Raw genomic sequence first — 22,367 nt, forward strand, 5'->3', positions numbered from 1 at the left:
CAAAACCCCACCATGCGAAGCGTCTATCTCTGCCGTTGTTGCTCACCTTTGCTAATGCGACCTGCACCCGCCCTCGCCTTTGCGGTCGATATCTGGCCCGGCGGCGAATTCAGCGGCCAGCCACTGCGCCAGCAGTGGCCGGAACCCGCCGCCGCAACCAAACCGCTGACCCTCTGTGCCCTCTACCCCCATCTGCGCGACGCCTACTGGCTCTCGGTCAATCAGGGCATGGTGGACGAGGCGAAGCGGCTGGGGGTCGGGTTGCAGATCCACGAAGCGGGGGGCTATGGCGCCCTCGTCGAGCAGCGCCGCCAGTTGCAGCGCTGCGTGCAGGAGGGAGCGACGCCATCTTGCTTGGCGCCGTGAGCTATCAGGGCTTGCGCGAGGCCATCAAGGCCACGCCGCTGCCGGTCTTTGGCCTGGTCAATGCCCTGCCCGAAGCGAGCAGGTGCAGGCGAAGGTGGGGGTCTCCTGGTACCAGATGGGCTGGCAAATCGGCCACTGGCTGGCGCAGCGCCACCCGGCCGGTAGCAAGCCGGTCTCGGTCGCCCTCTTCCCCGGCCCGCAGGCGAGCGGCGGCAACAACTTCGTCGAGCCGGGCTTTGCCGATGCCATCAAGGGGAGCGCCATCAAGCTGGTGACCACGAGCGCGGCGACAACAGCCGGGAAATCCAGCGCACTCTGGTGCAGCAGCACGTCTGGCCCGCTATCCCGGACCTCGACTATCTGGTGGGGGGGGCCATCGCCGCCGAAGTGGCGGTCAACGAGCTGGCGCAGCGCCATCTCGACAGGCCCCAAGTGCTGAGCACCTACTTCAGTCACGGGGTGCAGCGGGGCCTGCGCCGGGGCAAGATGCTGGCCGCCAACAGCGATCAGATGCGGCTGCAGGGCGCCTTGCAGGGCCAGCCTGCTGCAACACCCGGATGCCGTGGCCCACAGGGGCCGTCTGCGCTGGCGACCCCGCATCCCCGAGTCCCGTCTATCGGGCGAGCAGCAAAGTGCCCGCGAAAGGTGATGGGGCCTGCCGGATCAGTTCTGGGGAACTGCCACTGCAGCGAATGGCCCCCTGGCGGCGACTGGACCAAGGCATTGAAAAGTTAAGGGAGAAGAGGCCATCCCTCTCCAGCAGACCATGTCACTGCGGCTCCAGCCTTTCAGCCAGAAGAGCAGCAGCCGTCTGCGCAAGCTAAGCAGCGGGTGCGCCTGGACGATGTACAGCCAGCGACCCGCGTTTCACATCTTTGTCGGCTCCAAGGCGCCCTGGCACCAGATTGGCGACGACTGCCCGCAATTTGATACCCGCCCGCCGGTCTGATACCCGCCAGCTAGCAACGCCAGCTGACTCAGGGGGCCAGCTCGCCGGCAAACAGATAGCCTTCCCCGTGGACGGTGACAAAGAGCTGGGGATCCCGGGGATCCAGCTCCATCTTGCCCCGCAACCGCCGGATCAGCACGTCTATGGTGCGATCGCTCGGGCCATCGCCACGGTGGCTGATGAGGGTCAGGATCCGCTCCCGGCTCAGCACCCGCCCGGGGTGGGCGACGAAGGCCACCAGCACCTCGTATTCGGCCTTGGTCAGGCGCACCGGCACCCCGTCCTTGCTGAGCTGGCGGCGGGGAATATCGAAGCGCCAGGGGCCGAAATAGACAGCGTCGTCGAGGGGCTCGGCGACTCTGGTGGCAGGCGCCGCCAACGAGATCCGCCACAGCAGGTTCTTGACCCGCACCAGCAGCTCCCGCAGCTCGAACGGCTTGGTGACATAGTCATCGGCCCCCATCTCCAGGCCGACTATCCGGTCCACCGCATCGCTGCGGCCGGTGACCAGTATGATCCCGACAGTGCTGCGCGCCCTCAGCTCGCGGGTCAGCAGCAGGCCATCCTCCCCCGGCAGGTTGATGTCCAGCATCACCAGATCCACCTCCTGCTGTGCCAGCACGGCACGCATCTCCTGGCCGTTTTCCACCGCCGTCACCCGATAGCCCTCCCGCTCGAAATAGCCGGTCAGCTTCTCGCGGGTAACCGCATCATCTTCAACAACCAGAATGTGGTAGCTCATGGGCAGGGTTCACGAAGGTCGACAAGGGAGGATTATTCTATTCACATTTTGTCATAAATACCCCTATTTCGTTAATTTGTGGCGGCAACCCTGTTCACAGCCTCTCCCTATCATGGCCCTCATCAAAAAGTCATGATGATGAGAGACAGCTATGAAAAAACTGTGGCACTTCCTGCGCACACCCAGCCGCCGCTGGTCGGTGCTGGCGCTGGTTCTGGCCGGCGTCGGGGTCACCCTGGCCGGTACCGTCGGCCTGCATTACGGCTTCGAGAAGACCAGCAGCCTCGAGTTCTGCATCTCCTGCCACTCCATGAAGGACACCGTCTATCCGGAGTACAAGGAGTCCATCCACTTCAAGAATGCCTCCGGCGTCCAGGCTGTCTGTACCGACTGTCACCAGCCGAAAGACTTTGTCGGCAAGGTGGCCCGCAAGATGGAGGCGGCCAACGACCTCTATCAGGAGTACATAGGCCACAGCATCGACACCCAGGAGAAGTTCGAGGACAGGCGCCTGCACCTGGCCGAGAAGGTGTGGGCCCGGATGAGCAGTCAGAACTCCAAGACCTGCAAGTCCTGCCACAGCTACGACAACATGGATCACGCCAAGCAATCCCCCGCCGCCGCCCTGGCCATGAAGGATGCGGCGGCGAAGAACATGAACTGCATCGAGTGCCACAAGGGCATAGCCCACGAGCTGCCCAATATGGCGGGGGGCTTCAGGGCCACCTACGCCACCCTGGCCAGCGAAGCCCAGCAGGCGCCGACCGGCAACACCCTCTACACCCTGGGTGAGAAGGATCTCTACGCCAGCGAGCAGAGCACTGATCCCGTCGGCAAGCTGCTGCCCGCCTCCCGCATCGATGTCGTGGCCCGCAGCGGCGATCGCCTCAAGGTGACCATAGAGGGCTGGCGCGAGCGCGAAGGCAAAGGCCGGGTGCTGAGCGAATACATGGGCAAGCGGGTCTTCGTGGCCACAGTCCGTGACGAGCTGAAAGCGAACGAGAAAGTCCTCAAGCAGGAAACCGACAGCGCCACCCATATCCAGTGGGAGCAGGTGCAGGTGCAGGCCTGGGTCGATGGCAAGGGGCTCGAGCCCTCCCTCAAGCCCATCTGGGATTATGCCGGCGAGATGTACAAGTCCACCTGCAACTCCTGCCACGGCGCGCCGGACCCGGCTCACTTCACCGCCAACGGCTGGATCTCGGGGCTCAAGGCGATGTCTGCCTACTACCGCCTCAGCAAGGAAGAGGAGCGCACCCTGCTCAAGTACCTGCAAAACCATGCCGCCGATACCGGTGGTCAGGGCAGCCACTAAGTCCGGATTCGAAAGAGGAATAACAAGATGATCAACATTTCCCGTCGTGGTTTTCTGGGTGGCTTGCTGGCCAGCGGTGCCTCTGCCCTGATCGGCCCCTCCCTGCTCGGTCGCGCCGTGATGGCCGCCGAGTCCGGCGACAAGCTGGTGCAGTCCGGCTCCCACTGGGGCGCCTTCCGTGCCCGGGTCGTCGATGGCCGCTGGGTCGAGACCCTGCCGTTCGAGCATGACAAGCACCCAACCGACATGCTCAAGGCCTTGAGTGAAGTGGTCTACAACCCCTCCCGCATCCGCTACCCCATGGTACGGCTGGACTGGCTGCGCAAGGGCCACCAGTCCGACACCAGCGAGCGCGGCCAGAACCGCTTCGTGCGGGTGACCTGGTCCCAGGTGCTGGACTTCTTCTATCACGAGCTGGAACGGGTGCAGAAAACCCATGGCCCGAGCGCCCTCTATGCCGGTCACTCCGGCTGGCAGTCGGTGGGCAAGCTGCACTCCGCCGGCGCCATGCTGGGGCGTGCCATGAACCTGCACGGCACCTATCTGGCCAAGGCCGGTGACTACTCCACCGGCGCCGCCCAGGTGATCCTGCCCCACGTGGCGGGGGCCATGGAAGTCTACGAGCAGCAGACCTCCTGGCCACTGGTGCTGGAGCACAGCAAGACCATAGTCATCTGGGGGTCTGACCCCATCAAGAACCTGCAGGTGGGCTGGCTGGTGCCGGATCACAGCGTCTACGACTACTGGGCAGAGTTGAAAGAGAAGGTGGCCAAGGGCGAGATCCGGGTCATCAGCGTCGATCCGGTCAAATCCAAGACCCAGAAGTACCTCAATTGCGATCAGATAACCCTGAACCCGCAGACCGACGTGCCCCTGATGCTGGGCATAGCCCACACCCTCTACAGCGAGAAGCGCCACGACGAGGCCTTCCTCAAGAACTACACCACAGGTTTTGACAAGTTCCTGCCCTACCTGCTGGGCACCAGCGACGGTCAGGTGAAGGATGCAGAGTGGGCCGCCGCCATCTGTGGCGTCCCTGCCGAGACCATACGCGAGCTGGCCCGCGCCATGACCAGTGGCCGTACCCAGCTCATCGGCGGCTGGTGTGTGCAGCGCATGCACCACGGCGAGCAGTACGCCTGGATGCTGGTGGTACTGGCCTCGATGATTGGACAGATCGGCCTGCCGGGGGGCGGTTACGGCTTTGGCTGGCACTACAACGGGGCGGGCACCATCACCTCCAGCGGCCCCATCATGTCCGGTTTCAGCTCTGTCATTCCCGGGGTCAAGCCGATCCATGACGGCGACTGGAAGGGTTACTCCAAATTCATCCCGGTGGCCCGCTTCGTCGACTGCATCCTCAATCCGGGCAAGCAGATCGCCTTCAACGGCCAGACCATCACCTACCCCCACATGAAGATGGCGGTGTTCTGCGGCAACAACCCGTTCCATCACCAGCAGGATCGCAACAAAATGGTCGCGGCCTGGCGCAAGCTGGAAACCGTGGTCAGCATCGATCACCAGTGGACCGCCAGCTGCCGCTTCGCCGACATAGTGCTGCCCGCCACCACCACCTATGAGCGGGATGACATCGAGCAGTGGGGCTCCCACTCCAACGCGGGCATTCTGGCCATGTACAAGGTGGTAGAGCCGCTGTTCGAGGCGCGCGATGACTACGACATCTTCGCCGATCTCTGCCGTCGCTTCGGTCGCGAGGCCGAGTTCACCGGCGGCAAGAGCAAGCTGGAGTGGATCCAGAGCATCTATGACGACGCACGCCTGCAGGGTCGCGGCATCGGCATCCGTCTGCCCCGTTTCAGCCAGTTCTGGCACGGCGAAGGCTTCGTCACCTTCCCGGCGGGCCAGCCCTGGGTGCGTCACGCCTCGTTCCGTCAGGAGCCGGATCTGGAACCGCTGGGCACCCCGTCAGGCCTCATCGAGATCTACTCCAAGACCATAGCCGACTACGGCTATGGGGATTGCCCGGGCCACCCGGTCTGGATCGAACCCTACGAGCGCTCCCACGGCGGGCCGGGCAGCAAGCAGTATCCTCTGCACCTGCAATCCTGCCACCCGGACAAGCGGCTGCACAGCCAGCTCTGCTCCTCTGACAACTACCGCGCCACTTACACTGTGCAGGGCCGCGAGCCCGTCTATATGAACCCGCAGGATGCCCACTCCCGTGGCCTCAAGGACGGGGATCTGGTGCGGGTGTTCAACGGTCGCGGTCAGGTGCTGGCCGGTCTGGTGGTGAGCGAGGACTACGCCCCCGGGGTGGTCAGGATCCAGGAGGGGGCCTGGTATGGCCCGCAGGAGGGCGGTAAGGTCGGCACCCTCTGTACCTATGGGGATCCCAATGTACTGACCGCCGACATCGGCTCCTCCAGCCTGGCGCAGGCCACCACGGCCCACACAGCACTGGTGGAGATCGAGAAGTTCAGTGGACAGGCGCCTGCCGTCACCGCCTTCGGCGCGCCTGAGTCGGCCAAGGGCATAGACCCCATGTTCCCGGCACTCTGACCCTGGGGGAACGAAAGCGCCCCCTTGAGTTTCCTTTATTTTTAAAGTCGTTAGAATCGGGAGCCATCAAGGCTCCCGATTGCCATCCACGGAGGAAAAATGCAGGAATTTATGGCTACCAGCGAACGCCGGGCCCAACTCTACTGGTGGTTCTCCACCCTGTTTGCCGCCGAACTCAGTGATGAGCAGATCGCCGAATATGACACCTATGACGTGCGAAGCTTCCTGAAAAGCCTCTCCACTCTGGATCCCATGCGCGAGGCAGTGGCCGAGCTCAATGACGCCATCGCCCGCCTGCTGGTGCGCACCGATCGCCAGCTCGAACTGGCGGCCGATTTTGCCGGCCTCTTCCTGGTCGATCCCAAGCAGGGGGCCCTGCCCTACGAGTCCCTCTACCGGGGTGAGGCCAAGCTGCTGATGCAGGCCCCCATGGCCGAGATGCAGGCCCGCCTGGATCGCCTCGGCATCAATGTCAGCGACAAGTACAAGGAGCCCGCCGATCACCTGGCCATAGAGCTGGATCTGATGGGCAACCTCATCATACACGCGGCGGAAGCGACCACGGCCGCCCAGCGGGAGAGCTGGCTCGGGGAGCAGGAAGCCTTGCTGCACGAACATCTGCTGGCCTGGTTCCCGCGCTTCGAGGCCGCCTGCCGCGCCGCCGACCAGTTTGGCTTCTACGGCGCCAGCGCCCGGCTGCTGGGGGTCTTCCTCACCATGGATGCCAACTACCTCAGCCTGGTCAAGCCGGCGCAGTCCGCCGACTAAGCCTCGCATGAAGACAGCCCTGCTTCTTATTGCATGCTGGCTGCTGGCCCTGATCCCGCTGGATCAGGGCCTGACCCCCCTCGCGGTCCTGCTGTTTCACCCGGACAGGGAACTGTACGGCGCCGCCCAGCTCACCGGCTTTGCCGGTATACTGCTCACCCTCTACCTCGCCAATCTCGGCGTCGAGGTGGTGCTGCGCCGCCGCTTCCAGATAGCGGGCATGCTGACCCTGCTGGTGGCCTGGATAGACTTCATCAACAGCAGCGGCAGCGAGTCGCACTTCCTGCTGCTCTACCTGCTGGCCCTGCCGTTCCACCTGCTCGGCTGGCTGGTGCTGGTGCGCGGCATTCAGGCATTCGGCCGCCAGAAAGGCTGACATCCCGTTGATTTAACATCACTCCCAGACTTTTTCTCCCTCTTGAAACTTCCTGCCATACTGACACAGTCGTCTAAATGACAAAGAAATCAATTCAGGAGCCTCCATGGAAAAAGTGCTACCCGAATCGGTTCAGACACTGCATTTGTCAGGCCCGTTATCCCTTCATGAATGGCAACAACTGTTCGAGCTGGCACCCTTTGGGATAGGGGTCTTCGATCGTGACTTCAGGTGCCGTGGCGTCAACGGTATCTTCACCGAGCTGAGCGGTCTGGCCCAGGGGGATCACCTCGGCAAGACGCTGTTCGACATCACGCCGGCCCAGGCCCCCATGCTGCTCCCTCGGCTCAAGCAATTGCTCCATGGCGCCCCCCGGGCAGAGCTGGATCTGGGCTGCATTCATGTCTCCCGTCCCGGCGGGCCGAGGCGCTGGCAGATGAGCTGCAGCCCCCTGATGGATGCCGCTGGGATCTTCAATGGCATCTTCCTCATCGCCCGCGATCTCACCCAGGATCCCCGCGCCTACCTGGGCGTGACTCGCTTCACCGGGGAGATCCAGGAGGCCAGCAGCCAGCACGCACAGCGGCTCTACCAGGCGGAAGCCAGGCTCCACCACCTCTCCTATCACGACCCCCTCACCGATCTTGGCAACCGCAACCTGTTGCAGGAGCGGCTCGAACTGGAGATAGAGACGGCCCGCCTGAACAAGCAGGCCCTCGCCCTGCTGTTCATCGATCTCGACGGCTTCAAGCTGATCAACGACAACCTGGGACACAGCGCCGGGGATCTGCTGCTCAAGCTGCTGGCACAGCGCATCCGCCACAGTCTGCGCCCGGGGGATCTCGCCACCCGGCTAGGCGCAGACGAGTTCCTGGTGCTGCTTCCCGACATCCGGCAGCCCCAGGATCTGGTGGGGCTGATCGAGCGGCTGCAACACAGGCTCCACGATCCGGCCGACATAGGGCAGGAGCGGGTGAGGCTCTCGGCCAGCATAGGCGTCGCCCTCTACCCGGAACATGGCCTGACCCCGGACAGCCTCATCAGTGCGGCGGACAATGCCATGCATGAGGCCAAGCGCCGGGGCCGCAACGGCTATCTGTTCTACTCTCCCGACATGATGACCCAGATGAGGGAGCGGATGGCCCTGGAGCAGGGGCTGATCAAGGCCATGGAGCAGCAGCAGTTCCGCCTGCTGTACCAGCCAATGACGGATCTCGCCAATGACAGCCTCAGCGGCCTCGAGGCCCTGGTGCGCTGGCAGCACCCGAGCGAGGGCATGATCTCTCCCGCCCGCTTCATTCCGGTGGCCGAGGAGTGCGGCCTGATAGAGCAGTTGGGGGAATGGGTGATGCGCACCGCCTGCCAGCAGGGACAGCGGTGGCTGGCGGAAGGGTTCGCCGTGCCCAGGTTGTCCGTCAATGTATCGGTCAGGGAGATGCGCTCCCCCGACTACGTGGACAGGGTCACCGCCATCCTGGCTCAGACCGGCTTCCCGGCAGAGCGGCTGGAGATAGAGGTCACCGAGAGCATCATCCAGAGCGTGGATCAGAGCCTGAGTCTCTTTACTCGCCTCAAGGCGCTGGGAGTGCAGATCGCCATCGACGACTTTGGCACCGGCTTCTCCTCCCTGAGCCTGCTCAAAAGCCTGCCCATAGACCGCATCAAGATAGACAGGGCCTTCGTCCAGGCGCTGCCCGACGACAAGCACAGCCGGGAGCTGTGCCGCACCATAGTCAGCCTGGCCGACAGCCTCGGCATGGCGGTCACGGCGGAGGGCATAGAGACCCAGCCCCAACGCCAGTTCTTGCAGTCTCTGCGCTGCGAGGAGGGCCAGGGCTACCTGTTCAGCCACCCCCTGTCAGAACCCCACATGACCTCCATGCTCGCCCCCCAGCGCTGACAACGGCCGCCTCAAGGGATCCAATGAAGAAGGGAGCACCAGGCTCCCTTCTCTTTATTCCTTTCAGCTTGCTCCCGTCAGGGCCTGTTCACAGGCGCCCCTCCTCCTCTCGTCGCTATCCAAAAGTCTAATTGCCCTCCCGTGCCAAAGGTATAAGTTGTTACTCAATCATTACAAAAATGTATTCACAGGAGTGAGAGATGAGCGAGAGCAAGGTCTATCCGGTCAAGGCCCACATAGGTAGCGACGCCCTGCTGGACAAGGAAGGTTATGAAGCCATGTACCAGGCGTCGGTACAGAACCCGGACGCCTTCTGGGGGGAGCAGGGCAAGATCCTCGACTGGATGACCCCCTACACCCGTGTCAAGAACACCTCCTACGATCCGGGCCACGTCTCCATCAAATGGTACGAGGATGGCCTGCTCAACGTCTCGGCCAACTGCCTGGATCGCCATCTCGCCGAGCGGGGTGACAAGGTCGCCATCATCTGGGAAGGGGACAACCCGGCCGAGGATCGCAAGCTGACCTATCGCGAGCTCTACGGCGAGGTGTGCAAGTTTGCCAACGTGCTCAAAGCCCAAGGGGTCAAGCGCGGTGACATGGTCTGCCTCTACATGCCCATGGTGCCGGAGGCGGCCATCGCCATGCTGGCCTGTACCCGCATCGGCGCTGTGCACAGCATCGTCTTCGGCGGCTTCTCGCCGGAGGCCCTCTCGGGTCGCATCATAGACTCGGGCTCCTCCATCGTCATCACAGCCGACGAGGGCCTGCGCGGCGGCCGTCCCATCCCCCTCAAGAAGAACGTGGATGAGGCGCTCACCCACCCGGATACCCGGGTCAACAAGGTCATCGTCCTCAAGCGCACCGGCGGCAAGGTCGCCTGGCATGACCACAGAGACATCTGGTGGCACGACGCCGTCGCCGCTGCCAGCCCGGATTGCCCGCCCGAAGCCATGGGCGCCGAGGATCCCCTGTTCGTGCTCTACACCTCTGGCTCCACCGGCAAGCCCAAGGGGGTGCTGCACACCACGGGCGGCTACCTGGTCTACGCCGCCCTCACCTTCAAGTACGTGTTCGACTATCACGAAGAGGACATCTACTGGTGTACCGCCGACGTGGGCTGGGTCACGGGTCACTCCTACCTGGTCTACGGGCCGCTCGCCAATGGCGCCACCACCCTCATGTTCGAAGGGGTGCCCAACTACCCGGCCACCAACCGCATGAGCCAGGTGGTGGACAAGCACCAGGTCAGCATCCTCTATACCGCCCCCACCGCCATCCGCGCCCTGATGGCCAAGGGCAAGGAGGCCATCGAAGGCACCTCCCGCGCCAGCCTGCGCATCATGGGCTCTGTGGGGGAACCCATCAACCCGGAAGCCTGGGAGTGGTACTACCGCACCATAGGCGACGAGCGCTGCCCCATAGTCGACACCTGGTGGCAGACCGAGACAGGCGGCATCCTGATCAGCCCCCTGCCCGGCGTCACCGCCCTCAAGCCAGGCTCCGCCACCCGTCCCTTCTTCGGGGTGCAGCCGGCACTGGTGGACAACCTGGGTGAGCCGCTGGAAGGCGCCACCGAGGGCAACCTGGTGATCACCGACTCCTGGCCGGGTCAGATGCGCACCGTGTTCGGCGATCACGAGCGCTTCGAGCAGACCTACTTCTCCACCTTCCCCGGTCGCTACTTCACCGGCGACGGTGCCCGTCGCGACCAGGATGGCTACTACTGGATCACGGGTCGGGTGGATGATGTACTGAACGTCTCCGGCCACCGCATGGGTACCGCCGAGATAGAGTCAGCCCTGGTGGCCCATCCCAAGATAGCCGAGGCGGCCGTGGTGGGCGTCCCCCACGAGATCAAGGGTCAGGGCATCTACGCCTATGTCACCCTGATCGCCGGGGAGGAGCCGAGTCGCGAGCTGCATAAAGAGGTGAAGGAGTGGGTGCGCAAGGAGATAGGCGCCATCGCCACCCCGGACGTGATCCACTGGGCCGAGGGCCTGCCCAAGACCCGTTCCGGCAAGATCATGCGCCGTATCCTGCGCAAGATCGCCACCGGCGAGACCGACAGCCTGGGGGATATCTCCACCCTGGCGGATCCAGGTGTGGTGGACAAACTTATCCGCGAGAAGTCGGAAGCGGCCTGAGTCCTCTCCCACCTCTCTCGACAAAGCCGGCCTTGTGCCGGCTTTGTCGTGTCTGGAAAGCCCAAAGAGGCGGGCATTGCGGCAGAGCGGCTCCGCGCACCAATATGCTTAATAAATGGCCAGATGTAGAGATTAGACCAGTAAAATGCTGCTAATTTTCACGAAATCAATATAATTGCGAAATCTGTGTGCCAGGGCACACCGAATTGTGCAGAAAGTGGCTAGATTTTTGGTGGTCCACAGATAGCTGATAGATAGCAGCATAATCATCGAGGATGTACTCAATATGTCGCAACATCACCGAATCCTCCTGCTCAACGGTCCCAACCTGAATCTGCTGGGCAAGCGGGAGCCGGGAATCTACGGCAGCAAGACGCTCGATGAGATCGTCGCCGATCTGAGCCAGTACGCCAACGAACTCGGTGTCACCCTGGAACACCTGCAATCCAATGCCGAACATGAGTTGGTCGGCCGCATCCATCAGGCCATGGGCCAGGTGGATTTTATCATCATCAACCCGGCCGCCTTCACCCACACCAGCGTCGCCCTGCGCGATGCCCTGCTGGGCGTGGCCATCCCCTTTATCGAGGTTCACCTGTCAAACGTTCATGCCAGGGAACCCTTCCGTCATCACTCCTATCTGTCTGATGTCGCCAAGGGGGTCATTTGTGGGCTGGGTGCCGATGGCTACCAATTCGCTTTAACCGCGGCCGTGCATCAATTGCGCGCGGCTTGATAATCACTGATCAGATAAAGAAGAAAGAGAATGCTAATGGATATCCGCAAAATCAAGAAGCTGATTGAACTGGTTGAAGAGTCCGGCATCGCCGAGCTGGAAATCTCCGAAGGGGAAGAGTCCGTTCGCATCAGCCGTAATTTCTCCGGCCAGGTTAGCGTTGCCCCGCAGATGATGATGCAGCCGGCACAGGTTCAACAAGCCGCCGCTCCGGTCGCTGCTGCCGCACAGGCCGCTGCCCCTGCTGCCGATGCCGCCCCGAGTGGCCATCTGATGCGCTCCCCCATGGTGGGCTCCTTCTACCGCTCCTCCAGCCCGGAAGCCAAGCCGTTCGTGGAAGTCGGTCAGCACGTCAATGTCGGCGACACCCTGTGCATCGTCGAAGCCATGAAAATGATGAACCAAATCGAGTCTGACAAGGCCGGTGTGATCAAAGCGATCCTGGTTGAAAATGGTCAGGCCGTCGAATTTGACGAGCCGCTGTTCATCATCGAATAAGGGAAGACGCCACCCATGTTGGACAAAGTAGTCATCGCCAACCGCGGTGAAATTGCCCTGCGGATCCTGCGCGCCTGCAAAGAGCTCGGGATCAAGACAGTGGCCGTTCACTCCACTGCCGATCGGGAGCTCAAGCATGTGCTCCTGGCCGACGAAACCATCTGTATCGGCAAACCCGCCAGCGGTGAGTCCTACCTCAATGTGCCGGCCATCATAGCCGCCGCCGAGGTGACCGGGGCCGTCGCCATCCACCCGGGCTACGGCTTCCTCTCCGAGAACGCCGACTTTGCCGAAGTGGTCGAGAAATCCGGCTTCATCTTCATAGGCCCGCGCGCCGAAACCATTCGCCTGATGGGTGACAAGGTTTCCGCCATCGAGGCCATGAAGAAGGCAGGCGTACCCTGCGTACCCGGCTCCGACGGCCCGGTGGACAACGATGCCAAGCGCAACGCCACCATCGCCAAGCGGATCGGCTACCCCGTGATCATCAAGGCCGCCGGTGGCGGTGGTGGTCGTGGCATGCGCGTGGTGCGCAACGAGTCAGAGCTGGCCGCCGCCATCGCCCTGACCAAATCCGAAGCGGGCCAGTTCTTCAAGAACGACATGGTCTACATGGAGAAATACCTGGAGAACCCGCGCCACATCGAGATCCAGGTGCTGGCAGACGGCCAGGGTACCGCCCTCTATCTGGGTGAGCGGGACTGCTCCATGCAGCGCCGTCACCAGAAGGTGGTGGAAGAGGCACCGGCACCCGGCATCACCGAAGAGATGCGCAAGTTCATCGGTGAGCGCTGCGTGCGCGCCTGTCTGGAAATCGGCTACCGCGGTGCCGGTACTTTCGAGTTCCTGTACGAGAACGGCGAGTTCTACTTCATCGAGATGAACACCCGGATCCAGGTCGAACACCCGGTCACCGAGATGGTCACCGGCGTGGATCTCATCAAGGAGCAGCTGCGCATCGCCGCCGGTCAGCCCCTGTCGATCACCCAGCAGGACATCCGCATCCGTGGCCATGCCATCGAATGCCGGATCAACGCCGAAGATCCGGCCACCTTCATGCCGTCTCCAGGTCTCATCCAGCGCTTCCACGCGCCGGGTGGTCTGGGTGTTCGTTGGGAATCCCACATCTATGCGGGTTACAAGGTGCCGCCCTACTACGATTCCATGATCGGCAAGCTGATCTGTTACGGCGAGAACCGTGACATCGCCATCGCCCGCATGCGTCACTCTCTCGACGAGCTGGTGGTGGAAGGGATCAAGACCAACATCGCCCTGCAAAAAGAGATCATGAAGGACGAGAACTTCCAGCACGGTGGTACCAACATCCACTATCTGCACAAGAAGTTGGGTCTGTAAGAGAGGTGCCAGGACCCGATAACTTGCCGCACGGTGGCATTAACAGCCACCATCTGCACAAGAAGTTGGGTCTGTAAGGACTCTTCAACAGAGATTGTCCGGTCCCTCCGGATCGGCAACGAAAAAAGGGCCATGGCGACATGGCCCTTTTTTGTTATCCTTGCGCCCCTCAAAATTGTCGGAGGCCAAGGTGAATCGTTTCGCGCTCGCCCGTCGGGAAGCAGCCCTCTGTCTGTTGCTGACCCTGCTCTATTTCGTTGCCTGGTATGGCACCGCTTATTTCATCCCGGAAGAGCTGGAACTCTGGGATATGCCGCTCTGGTTCCTGCTCAGCTGCATGCTGATGCCACTGCTGTTTATCGGCCTGTGCGCGCTCATGGTGGACCGCCTGTTCATCGACATACCTCTCGACACCGAGGAGCCTCCCCATGAATCCTGAGCCGCGCTGCGAATCCATGACGGACCACCGGTTTACCGACGTCTCGCTGGACACCCAGGAGTCCCCCCATGAATCTTGAGTTGATGCTCCCCCTCGTCATCTACCTGGTGCTGGTGCTGGGGGTCGGCTTCTGGGCCGGTCGCCACCGCGCCGGTGGTGACTTCGTGCAGGAGTACTTCATCGGCAACCGCAGCATGGGCGGCCTGGTGCTGGCCATGACGCTAGTGGCCACCTACACCTCGGCCTCCTCCTTCATCGGCGGGCCCGGTGCCGCCTACAAGATAGGCCTGGGCTGGGTGCTGCTGGCGATGATCCAGCTGCCCACCGTCTGGCTCACCCTGGGGGTGCTTGGCAAGAAGTTCGCCATCATAGCCCGTCGGGTCAATGCGGTGACCATCAACGACATGCTGTGGGCCCGCTACCGCAGCAAGTGGGTAGTGGTGCTGGGCTCGGTGACCATCATCCTCGCCTTTATCGCCACCATGGTGGTGCAGTTCATCGGCGGCGCCCGCCTGCTGGAAACCGCCACCGGCCTCAGCTACCAGCAGGGGCTCTTCCTGTTTGCCAGCTGCGTGCTGCTCTACACGGTGATCGGCGGCTTTCGCGCCGTGGTGATGACGGATGCCCTGCAGGGCATCATCATGCTGATAGGCACGGGTGCCCTGCTGGCGGGGATACTGATTGCCGGTGACGGCCTGCCGAACCTCATCCACCAGCTCAAGGTGATAGATCCCAAGCTGGTGAGCCCGACCGGGGCCGGTGACATGCTGACCCAGCCCTTCATGCTGAGCTTCTGGATCCTGGTCTGCGTCGGTGTGGTGGGGCTGCCCCACTCGGCCCTGCGTTGCTTCGGCTACCGCGACAGCAAGGCGCTGCACAGAGGCATCCTCATCGGCACAGTGGTCAGCGCCCTGCTGATGCTGGGCATGCACCTCGCCGGCGCCCTGGGCCGCGCCATCCTGCCCGGCATGGACAGCCCGGACAAGATTATGCCCTCCCTGATGATGGAAGTGCTGCCCCCCTGGCTGGCGGGGGTCTTCCTGGCGGCCCCCATGGCGGCCATCATGTCCACCATCGACTCCCAGCTGATCCAGGCTTCGGCGACCCTGGTCAAGGATCTCTACCTCAACTACCTCAATCCTCGCCAAGAGAAGCTGGAAGTGCGCATTCCACGGCTCTCCCTGCTCTGCACCCTGATCCTCGGCACGCTAGTGCTGCTGGCGGCGCTGCAACCTCCCGAGATGATCATCTGGCTCAACCTGCTCGCCTTCGGCGGTCTGCAGGCGGTCTTCCTCTGGCCCCTGGTGCTCGGCCTCTACTGGTCGCGGGCCAATGGCCCCGGGGCGCTGGCCAGCATGGTGTCAGGCATTGTCTGCTATGGGGCCTTGAGTCAGTGGGGGATCAAGCTGGCCGGCCTGCACGCCATAGTGCCCAGCCTGGGGCTCGGGCTGGTGGCCTTCATCCTGGTCAGCCTGCTGACCCCGGCACCGGCCTCGCGGCCAGCAAGTGCGGCGCTTGTTTGAGCCGCAATAATCGATGGATTAATAAAGGGTTCCGAAACTATCCCAAAATGAGGTGTCGAGTGGGTAAAATGTGCGCCACGTCACAAAATGCCGCGCCCTTATGCCAGTCCAGAACGCCAGAAAGATCCTGACCCAGTCCCTGCAACGGCTCGGTTATGCCCTGTTGCTACCCGTTTCCATTTTGCCGCTGGCGGCCCTGCTCTATCGGCTCGGCCAGCCGGACGTGCTGGATCTGGCGGTGCTCTCCCTGGCCGGACGTGCCCTCTTCAGTCAGATGCCGCTCATCTATGCGGTAGCCATCGCCTTCGGGCTGAGCCGACAGGGGCAAGGGGCGCAAGCCCTGGCCGGCGCTGTCAACTTCCTGCTGCTGAGCTCGGCGCTCGCCACCCTGCAGCCCGGCCTGCATGCGGACATGATCTGCGGCCTGCTGGCGGGCCTGACCACGGCCATGGTCTGCTCCTGGACCCGCAGCCTCTCCCTCCCCGGCTGGCTGCGACCGCTGCAGGAGGAGCTGCCCGGCCTGCTGCTCTCGGCCCTGGCCAGCCTGCTGCTGGTCGTGCCCCTGGCCCTGCTCTGGCCTCTGCTGGAGCAAGGCATCACACTGCTCGCCTCCGATCTCCTCACCACGCCGTTTGGCGCCTTCTGCTACGGCGTGCTGAACCGGCTGCTGATCCCCCTCGGCCTGCACCAGGTGCTGGGCAGCCTGATGGGGCTGGGGGAGAGCAACCTGCAGGCGCTCTCCGCCGCCCAGCCGCTGCACGAGGGCTATGTGGCGGGTCTCTATCCCGTCATCATGTTTGGTCTGCCCGGCGCCTGTTTTGCCATCTGGCTCCATCGCCAGCGGATGCGGCGCCTGCCGCAGGGGGGCTTGCTGCTCACCCTGGCACTCACCTCGGCCCTGGTGGGGATCACCGAACCCATCGAATTCCTGTTCGCCTTCACCGCCCCCTGGCTGTTCCTGGCCCATGCCCTGCTGACCGGGCTGTCGCTGGCCATCTGCAGCGGGCTCGGCATCCAGGTGGGCAGTTACTTCTCCGCCGGGCTGCTGGATCTGGTGCTCAGCTACGGCTCGGGTGAGCACAGTTTCTGGCTCATTCCCCTCGGCATACTGTTCTTCGTCATCTATGCCCTGGTCTTCTCCCGGCTGCTTGAATACGCCCCCCTCAGCCTGCCGAGCAAGCCCATCGCCGAGGATCTGCCCCAGCTCGCGGCCGTGGCCCCCACGGATCCGCAGATGCTGGCCATCCAGTACCTCAAGATGCTGGGGGGCATGGACAACCTGCAGGCCATGAGCGTCTGCCTGACCAGGCTCAGCCTGCGGGTGCGGGAGATGGCCCTGGTGGATCAGTCCCGTCTGGCCAGGCTCGGCTGCCTCTCCTGGATAGTCCTGAACGACCATCAGCTGGTGCTGGTGCTGGGCCCCAACGCCGGCCTCATCGAAGGGCAGATCCGCATGCTGGCAGAGCGCCAGTCGGTCCCCCTCGGTCTCGAGCCGGGTCAGGCCCCCCTCAGCCAGCACCGCTGATCAGGCGAAGGGCAGCCTTTCGGCGACGAAGTCCATCAGGCTGCGCAGGGCGGGCGCCAGGTGCTCGCGGCTCGGATAGATGAGGTAGAAGGGATTGGGCGGTATGGGGTGAGCCGGCAGCACCTTCAGCAGGCGCCCCGCCGCCAGATCCTCCCGGCAGACGTGATCCGGCAACAGGGCTTATTCCCCCCTCGTGGAGCGCCAGCTCCCTCAGCGCCAGCAGGCTGTTGCTGAGGCAGGCCCCCTGAGGTCGCCAGCCCCCCTCCTGCAGTGGCCACACCGGCAGCGCCCCATGCACCAGGCAGGCATGGCCTCCCAGCTCCGTCAATTGTTGCGGCATGCCGTGGCTCGCCAGATAACCCGGGGCCGCCACCAGATGGCGTGCCACCTGGCCGATCCGCCGGCAGATGAGGCTGGAGTCTTTCAGCGGCGCCGCCCGCAGCGCCAGATCGTAACCCTCCCCCACCAGATCCAGCTGCTCGTCACTCAGGGTCAACTCCAGTACCACCTCGGGGTAGAGGGCGCGAAACTGGGCCAGGATCCGGCCAAGCAGCAGGGTGCCCGTGGCCTCGGGGGCTGTGATCCGCACCCGGCCCGCCGGGGCCGAGCGCAACCTGGCCATGGCCAGATTGGCGCTTCTCGCCAGGGCCAGCAGGGACTGGCAATGCTCCACATAGACCTCTCCCTGGGGGGTCAGGCTCAGTCTGCGGGTGGTGCGCTGCAACAGCCGCACCCCGAGCTGGGACTCGAGGCGCGAGATCTTCTGGCTCACCGAGGACTTGGGCATGCCGAGCACTTCGGCCGCCCCGGTAAAACTGCCCTGCTCCACCACGGTAGCGAACAGCCCCATCAACTCCAGTTCGACATTGTTCATATATACAAACAGTCTGTCCCAATTACCCATCTTAATCTGAATAATCAACCAGACTAGACTCTCTGGCAATCCCACTCATACCGATTTGAAAGGAACTGCCATGAAAGCCATCGCCCTCACCCATTATCTGCCAAGCGATCACCCCCACTGCTTCATCGAGACCGAACTGCCGGATCCGACCCCAGGCCCGCGGGACCTGCTGGTACGGGTCAAGGCCACCTCCATCAACCCGGTCGATACCAAGGTGCGTTCCCCCAAGGCCAAGGTCGAGAGCTCGCCCCGGGTACTGGGCTGGGATGCGTGGGCGAAGTGATCGCCGTCGGCGCGAGGTCACCCTGTTCAAGGCGGGCGACCGGGTCTGGTATGCCGGCGATATCAGCCGCCCGGGCAGCAACAGCGCCCTGCAACTGGTGGATGAGCGCATCGCCGCCATCGCCCCCACCAGCTTGAGCGATGTGGAGGCCGCCGCCCTGCCGCTCACCGCCATCACCGCCTGGGAGACCCTGTTCGAGCGCTTCGCCTCACCCGCGAGAGCCGTGGCAAACTGCTGATCATCGGCGGCGCCGGTGGCGTGGGCTCCATCGCCATCCAGCTGGCCCGCCAGCTCACCGACATGGAGGTGATTGCTACCGCCTCCCGCCCCGAGACCCGCGGCCTGGTGCCTCGAGATGGGCGCCCATCAGGTCGTAAACCATCACCAAGTTGCAGGAGGAGCTGACCGCCCTTGGCATCACCCAGGTCGATGCCATCTTCTGCACCAATGCCACCGAGCAGCACTGGGCCACCATGGCAGGGCTCATCGCCCGTTCGGCCATATCTGCACCATCGCCGAATCGAGCGAGCCGTGGGATCTCTCCCTGCTCAAGAGCAAGAGCGTCACCTTCAGCCAGGAGTTCATGTTCACCCGCTCCCTGTTCCAGACCCGGACATGATCGAACAGCACAACCTGCTCGGCCGGGTGGCGGCCCTGGTGGACCAGGGGTATTGCAAGACCACCCTGACCAGGAACCATGCCTCGCTGACCCCGACTACGCTGGCTCAGGCCCATGCCGAGGTGGAAGCGGGCCGCATGGTGGGCAAGCTGGTGATCGACATGAGCGGCTTTGCCAACTAAGCCCTCTTATGGGTAAAAACGCACCATGATGGGATAAGTTCACCAAGGAGATGCCCCAAACGGGCACAACTCAGCGGCACTCATGACAGCCTGTGGCAGGCCAACGTCCGACAATCAGCCATAAAAAAGAGGCCATTTCGCGAGAAATGGCCTGAATACCTGAACATTGGGGTAACAATCACACACATATCCTTATGCAGGACATCTGTCTTTGCATCTGGCGTGCCAATGAATGCGCCAAAACGGCGTCAGCCCGTCCTTGAGCAAGGTGACCTTGCTCTTTTTTGTCTGGCAGCCTGTTTACCAGGCAAACAAGTGCAGATAAAAAAATGCCACCCGAGGGTGGCTGAAAAAGATGACGGAACTTGAGCAAAGCGTTCAGCGAAAACCGGTCGTCTTCGCCTGCATAGTAAGCAATACAGGAACCGTGCCAACTTGGCAGAGTAGCCTCCCTTCCCCATCCCATCATGGGCAAACCACGACAGCACAGGCCCATGATGATAGAATCCCGCGGTTTCACATTTATGAAGAGTCGACCCCATGCCCTGGATACAAATTCGAATCAACGCCACCGCCAAGACCGCGGACAAGGTGAGCAACATGCTGCTGGGGCGTGGAGCCCAGGCGGTGACCTTTATGGATGCCCAGGATGTGCCCGTTTACGAGCCGCTGCCTGGTGAAACGCCGCTCTGGGGCGAGACCGAGGTGATGGGGCTGTTCGATGCCGAAACCGATCCGGCGCCCACCATCGCCTTCTTCCAGCAGATCTTCGGGGAAGATGTCGGCTACAAGGTCGAGCAGCTGGAAGACAAGGACTGGGTGCGCGAGTGGATGGATCACTTCCACCCCATGCAGTTCGGCGAGCGGCTCTGGATCTGCCCGAGCTGGCGCGACGTCCCCAACCCGGATGCGGTCAACGTCATGCTGGATCCGGGTCTGGCCTTCGGCACCGGCACCCACCCCACCACGGCGCTCTGTCTGCAGTGGCTGGACGGACTGGATCTGGCCGGCAAGACTGTGGTCGACTTCGGTTGCGGCTCCGGCATCCTCGGCATCGCCGCCCTGAAACTGGGCGCCGCCCGCGTCATTGGCATCGACATAGATCCGCAGGCTATCCAGGCCAGCCACGACAACGCCGAGCGCAACGGCGTCGCCGGCCAGATCGAGCTCTATCTGCCTGCCGACCAGCCGCAAGACGTCGAGGCCGACGTGGTGGTGGCCAACATACTGGCCGGCCCGCTGCGCGAGCTGGCACCGCTTATCGCCGGCCACGGCAAGCCCGGCAGCCTGATGGCCCTCTCCGGCGTGCTGGAGAGCCAGGCCCCGGAGCTGGAGACCATCTACGGTCAGTGGTTCGACATGGACCCGACCGCGGTGAAGGAAGAGTGGTGCCGCCTCTCAGGCCGCAAGCACGACTGATTGCAAGAGGCCATCAGTGTGGCAACACTGCGGTCGCAAGCACGGCTGATAACAGTGTCATCCTGCAGAACAACAAGGGCACCCCAGGGTGCCCTTGTTGTTTCCGGCGCCAGCTGCGCGCCCTTTCGCCCACTCTGGGGAGAGCTTCACGCTTCTCTGCCTCTTGATGACTTATCCTCTCTTCCTCCATTCCATTGAGGCCCAGCCATGACCGAATACGAAAAGATGCTAGCCAGCCAGCCCTACAACTGCATGGCCCCGGAGCTGGATGTTCTGCGCCGGGAGACGGCGCGCCGCTATAGCCGTTTGAATCGGTCGGAAGATGAGACTGAACAGCGGGCACTGCTGGCGGAGCTGGTTGGTGAACTGGCAGAAAACGCCTTTATCTGCCCGCCCCTCTACTGCACCTATGGCCGCCACATCCACCTTGGCGAGCGCAGCTACATCAATATGGGGGCCACCCTGCTGGACAACGCGCCTATTCGCATCGGCGCCGACGTCATGATAGGGCCGAACGTACAGATCTATACCGCCGCCCACGCCCTGGATGCCGATGAGCGCATCCAGGGGGTAGAGACGGCGCTGCCGGTGACCATAGAAGACAGGGTCTGGATCGGCGGTGGCGCCATACTGCTGCCTGGGATCACCATAGGGCGGGAGGCCATAGTCGGCGCGGGCGCCGTGGTGACCAGAGACGTCCCGGCCGGAGCCCGGGTGGTGGGCAACCCGGCCCGTATCCTGCCCGCCAGGGACAAGATGCCAGCGGCCGAGAGCCAGGGGCAAAAATTCCCATCAACATAAAGCCCGATATCATCAAGGCCCGTAAGACGGTAAAAAGAGGCCGCCCAGAGGCGCAGAGGGGCTGGAGCTGAAGCAGAAAACCGCCCATAAAAATAAAGCCCAATGTCATAACGACGTTGGGCTGTAAAAAGGTGCTACGGAATTGCGACTCTCATCGCAGAAAATTAGAAGGGGTCACCTTCTAAACTGGCAATGGGATAATAACGGGGCGCAAACGTTTTACATAGGGTAATCAACCAGGATTGAGAACAGCCTCTCACTATTCAAAAAATTCCCAGGCAAGCCCGAACTCCCCCTTGGCAAGTTTCCATTTATCAGTACAGCCTGCCATCATTTTGGGGTAAATAAAAAAGCCCTGAATAATCAGGGCCTTTCTGCACTGTCCCTGGCTTAGAAGCGACGCACGAAGTCAGCTACAGGCAACTCGCGCAGCTTGCGCGCCTCCAGCATGGGGGTGCCCAGGTAGAGGAAGCCCACCAGTTGATCGTCCGGTGCCAGCCCCAGCCCCTGACTGATCACCTCGTCGAAGATGAACCAGCCGGAGCGCCAGATGCCGTTGAACCCCTGTGCCTGGGCCGCCATCTGCATCGCCATCAGGGCGCAGCCGGCAGAAAGCTCCTGCTCCAGCCTGGGCACCTTGGGGTGCGCCTGATAGCGGGTCGCGACAGCCACCACCAGGGGCGCTCGCAGGGGCGCCTCACTGCACTTCTTGATGCTCTCGTCGTCCTCGCCCCGGGCGCGGGCAGCGTCCGCCAGCAGGGCCCCCAGTCGCTCGCGCCCCTCCCCTTCAAACAGGATGAACTGCCAGGGGGTCAGGGTGCCGTGATCCGGTGCCCGCAGGCCGGCCTTCAGAATATTGTCGAGCACCTCGCCACTCGGGGCCGGGGTGGTCAGACGGCCACAGGAGTGGCGGTTGAGTAACAGGGAGAGGGCATCCATGGTCAGTTCCTTATCAGGGGGCAATGATGGCGCTACCTTAGCACAGCCCGAAGGGGAGCA

18 protein-coding genes and 4 pseudogenes are annotated in these 22,367 nt (G+C 62.9%); 19 read left to right on the top strand and 3 right to left on the bottom strand.

Going from position 1 to position 22,367, the window contains the following annotated elements; translation table 11 throughout:
- Positions 1 to 54 precede the first annotated feature (54 nt).
- The 3 genes from ACF2JD_RS04640 (at position 55) to ACF2JD_RS04650 (ending at position 1,315) form a co-directional block, all read left to right on the top strand.
- Positions 55 to 366, top strand: a complete 312-nt coding sequence (locus ACF2JD_RS04640; protein WP_440986847.1) for a hypothetical protein — start codon at positions 55 to 57, stop codon at positions 364 to 366.
- Positions 367 to 448: 82 nt separating this feature from the next.
- Entirely contained in the window at positions 449 to 805 is a 357-nt protein-coding gene (locus tag ACF2JD_RS04645; protein ID WP_440986848.1) for a hypothetical protein, read from the top strand.
- A gap of 327 nt (positions 806 to 1,132) precedes the next feature.
- A complete protein-coding gene (locus ACF2JD_RS04650) occupies positions 1,133 to 1,315 on the top strand; it encodes a hypothetical protein (protein WP_440986849.1) in 183 nt (60 codons plus the stop codon).
- A gap of 28 nt (positions 1,316 to 1,343) precedes the next feature.
- Here the strand turns inward: ACF2JD_RS04650 and torR are convergent, their stop codons facing one another.
- Positions 1,344 to 2,057: a two-component system response regulator TorR gene (torR, locus tag ACF2JD_RS04655; protein ID WP_139745181.1), complete on the bottom strand. Its 714-nt coding sequence runs from the start codon at positions 2,055 to 2,057 to the stop codon at positions 1,344 to 1,346.
- A 151-nt stretch (positions 2,058 to 2,208) separates the two neighbouring features.
- On the opposite strand from torR, the gene torC reads away from it, so the two are divergent.
- From torC to ACF2JD_RS04720, 13 genes and pseudogenes are all read left to right on the top strand, one after another.
- On the top strand, positions 2,209 to 3,372 hold the full coding sequence (gene torC, locus ACF2JD_RS04660; RefSeq protein ID WP_440986850.1) for a pentaheme c-type cytochrome TorC: 1,164 nt from the start codon (positions 2,209 to 2,211) through the stop codon (positions 3,370 to 3,372).
- A 27-nt stretch (positions 3,373 to 3,399) separates the two neighbouring features.
- Positions 3,400 to 5,892 carry a trimethylamine-N-oxide reductase TorA gene (gene torA, locus ACF2JD_RS04665; RefSeq protein ID WP_440986851.1) on the top strand — a complete coding sequence of 831 codons (2,493 nt, stop codon included), beginning with the start codon at positions 3,400 to 3,402 and terminating at the stop codon, positions 5,890 to 5,892.
- A 99-nt stretch (positions 5,893 to 5,991) separates the two neighbouring features.
- Positions 5,992 to 6,660: a molecular chaperone TorD gene (gene torD / locus ACF2JD_RS04670; protein WP_106887644.1), complete on the top strand. Its 669-nt coding sequence runs from the start codon at positions 5,992 to 5,994 to the stop codon at positions 6,658 to 6,660.
- Between the two features lie 7 nt (positions 6,661 to 6,667).
- Complete coding sequence (locus tag ACF2JD_RS04675) at positions 6,668 to 7,036, top strand: hypothetical protein (RefSeq protein ID WP_106887645.1); 369 nt, start codon at positions 6,668 to 6,670, stop codon at positions 7,034 to 7,036.
- 106 nt (positions 7,037 to 7,142) lie between these two features.
- A pseudogene (locus ACF2JD_RS04680) lies at positions 7,143 to 7,535 on the top strand (PAS domain-containing protein); the annotation flags it as partial.
- A 93-nt stretch (positions 7,536 to 7,628) separates the two neighbouring features.
- Positions 7,629 to 8,936 (top strand): annotated as a pseudogene (locus ACF2JD_RS04685) (putative bifunctional diguanylate cyclase/phosphodiesterase); the annotation flags it as partial.
- A 200-nt stretch (positions 8,937 to 9,136) separates the two neighbouring features.
- Complete coding sequence (gene acs, locus ACF2JD_RS04690; RefSeq protein WP_440986852.1) at positions 9,137 to 11,083, top strand: acetate--CoA ligase; 1,947 nt, start codon at positions 9,137 to 9,139, stop codon at positions 11,081 to 11,083.
- A gap of 286 nt (positions 11,084 to 11,369) precedes the next feature.
- The gene (gene aroQ / locus ACF2JD_RS04695) at positions 11,370 to 11,819 is read left to right on the top strand and encodes a type II 3-dehydroquinate dehydratase (protein ID WP_005326561.1); all 450 of its coding nucleotides are present in this window, start codon (positions 11,370 to 11,372) and stop codon (positions 11,817 to 11,819) included.
- 36 nt (positions 11,820 to 11,855) lie between these two features.
- Positions 11,856 to 12,317 carry an acetyl-CoA carboxylase biotin carboxyl carrier protein gene (gene accB, locus ACF2JD_RS04700; protein ID WP_025326015.1) on the top strand — a complete coding sequence of 154 codons (462 nt, stop codon included), beginning with the start codon at positions 11,856 to 11,858 and terminating at the stop codon, positions 12,315 to 12,317.
- A 15-nt stretch (positions 12,318 to 12,332) separates the two neighbouring features.
- Positions 12,333 to 13,673 (top strand): acetyl-CoA carboxylase biotin carboxylase subunit, encoded by a 1,341-nt coding sequence (accC, locus tag ACF2JD_RS04705; RefSeq protein WP_005326556.1) that lies wholly within the window; start codon positions 12,333 to 12,335, stop codon positions 13,671 to 13,673.
- Between the two features lie 190 nt (positions 13,674 to 13,863).
- Positions 13,864 to 14,112, top strand: coding sequence for a YhdT family protein (locus tag ACF2JD_RS04710; RefSeq protein ID WP_041204435.1), 249 nt, complete (start codon positions 13,864 to 13,866; stop codon positions 14,110 to 14,112).
- A gap of 68 nt (positions 14,113 to 14,180) precedes the next feature.
- Complete coding sequence (gene panF / locus ACF2JD_RS04715) at positions 14,181 to 15,635, top strand: sodium/pantothenate symporter (RefSeq protein WP_440986853.1); 1,455 nt, start codon at positions 14,181 to 14,183, stop codon at positions 15,633 to 15,635.
- Positions 15,636 to 15,735: 100 nt separating this feature from the next.
- Complete coding sequence (locus tag ACF2JD_RS04720) at positions 15,736 to 17,160, top strand: PTS transporter subunit EIIC (protein ID WP_440986854.1); 1,425 nt, start codon at positions 15,736 to 15,738, stop codon at positions 17,158 to 17,160.
- Here the strand turns inward: ACF2JD_RS04720 and ACF2JD_RS04725 are convergent.
- Positions 17,161 to 18,034: pseudogene (locus ACF2JD_RS04725) on the bottom strand (LysR substrate-binding domain-containing protein). It lies immediately after the preceding gene.
- Positions 18,035 to 18,134: 100 nt separating this feature from the next.
- Here ACF2JD_RS04725 and ACF2JD_RS04730 point away from each other — a divergent pair.
- The 3 genes and pseudogenes from ACF2JD_RS04730 to ACF2JD_RS04740 all read left to right on the top strand — a co-directional run bounded on the left by ACF2JD_RS04730 (position 18,135) and on the right by ACF2JD_RS04740 (position 21,368).
- A pseudogene (locus ACF2JD_RS04730) lies at positions 18,135 to 19,148 on the top strand (zinc-binding alcohol dehydrogenase family protein).
- A gap of 540 nt (positions 19,149 to 19,688) precedes the next feature.
- Positions 19,689 to 20,567 (top strand): 50S ribosomal protein L11 methyltransferase, encoded by an 879-nt coding sequence (gene prmA, locus ACF2JD_RS04735; RefSeq protein ID WP_106887651.1) that lies wholly within the window; start codon positions 19,689 to 19,691, stop codon positions 20,565 to 20,567.
- A 207-nt stretch (positions 20,568 to 20,774) separates the two neighbouring features.
- Positions 20,775 to 21,368 (top strand): DapH/DapD/GlmU-related protein, encoded by a 594-nt coding sequence (locus ACF2JD_RS04740; RefSeq protein ID WP_440986855.1) that lies wholly within the window; start codon positions 20,775 to 20,777, stop codon positions 21,366 to 21,368.
- A gap of 390 nt (positions 21,369 to 21,758) precedes the next feature.
- Here the strand turns inward: ACF2JD_RS04740 and ACF2JD_RS04745 are convergent, their stop codons facing one another.
- Complete coding sequence (locus ACF2JD_RS04745; protein ID WP_368169882.1) at positions 21,759 to 22,307, bottom strand: NAD(P)H nitroreductase; 549 nt, start codon at positions 22,305 to 22,307, stop codon at positions 21,759 to 21,761.
- Positions 22,308 to 22,367 lie beyond the last annotated feature (60 nt).

Source organism: Aeromonas ichthyocola (assembly GCF_046087985.1).
Taxonomy (GTDB): domain Bacteria; phylum Pseudomonadota; class Gammaproteobacteria; order Enterobacterales; family Aeromonadaceae; genus Aeromonas; species Aeromonas rivipollensis.

Excerpts from the sequence above, each read along its gene's own strand:
- ACF2JD_RS04640 (WP_440986847.1), top strand. The coding sequence starts at position 55 with ATGCGACCTGCACCCGCCCTCGCCTTTGCGGTCGATATCTGGCCCGGC.
- ACF2JD_RS04650 (WP_440986849.1), top strand. The coding sequence starts at position 1,133 with ATGTCACTGCGGCTCCAGCCTTTCAGCCAGAAGAGCAGCAGCCGTCTG.
- torR (WP_139745181.1), bottom strand. The coding sequence starts at position 2,057 with ATGAGCTACCACATTCTGGTTGTTGAAGATGATGCGGTTACCCGCGAG.
- torC (WP_440986850.1), top strand. The coding sequence starts at position 2,209 with ATGAAAAAACTGTGGCACTTCCTGCGCACACCCAGCCGCCGCTGGTCG.
- torA (WP_440986851.1), top strand. The coding sequence starts at position 3,400 with ATGATCAACATTTCCCGTCGTGGTTTTCTGGGTGGCTTGCTGGCCAGC.
- torD (WP_106887644.1), top strand. The coding sequence starts at position 5,992 with ATGCAGGAATTTATGGCTACCAGCGAACGCCGGGCCCAACTCTACTGG.
- ACF2JD_RS04675 (WP_106887645.1), top strand. The coding sequence starts at position 6,668 with ATGAAGACAGCCCTGCTTCTTATTGCATGCTGGCTGCTGGCCCTGATC.
- acs (WP_440986852.1), top strand. The coding sequence starts at position 9,137 with ATGAGCGAGAGCAAGGTCTATCCGGTCAAGGCCCACATAGGTAGCGAC.
- aroQ (WP_005326561.1), top strand. The coding sequence starts at position 11,370 with ATGTCGCAACATCACCGAATCCTCCTGCTCAACGGTCCCAACCTGAAT.
- accB (WP_025326015.1), top strand. The coding sequence starts at position 11,856 with ATGGATATCCGCAAAATCAAGAAGCTGATTGAACTGGTTGAAGAGTCC.
- accC (WP_005326556.1), top strand. The coding sequence starts at position 12,333 with ATGTTGGACAAAGTAGTCATCGCCAACCGCGGTGAAATTGCCCTGCGG.
- panF (WP_440986853.1), top strand. The coding sequence starts at position 14,181 with ATGAATCTTGAGTTGATGCTCCCCCTCGTCATCTACCTGGTGCTGGTG.
- ACF2JD_RS04720 (WP_440986854.1), top strand. The coding sequence starts at position 15,736 with ATGCCAGTCCAGAACGCCAGAAAGATCCTGACCCAGTCCCTGCAACGG.
- prmA (WP_106887651.1), top strand. The coding sequence starts at position 19,689 with ATGCCCTGGATACAAATTCGAATCAACGCCACCGCCAAGACCGCGGAC.
- ACF2JD_RS04740 (WP_440986855.1), top strand. The coding sequence starts at position 20,775 with ATGACCGAATACGAAAAGATGCTAGCCAGCCAGCCCTACAACTGCATG.
- ACF2JD_RS04745 (WP_368169882.1), bottom strand. The coding sequence starts at position 22,307 with ATGGATGCCCTCTCCCTGTTACTCAACCGCCACTCCTGTGGCCGTCTG.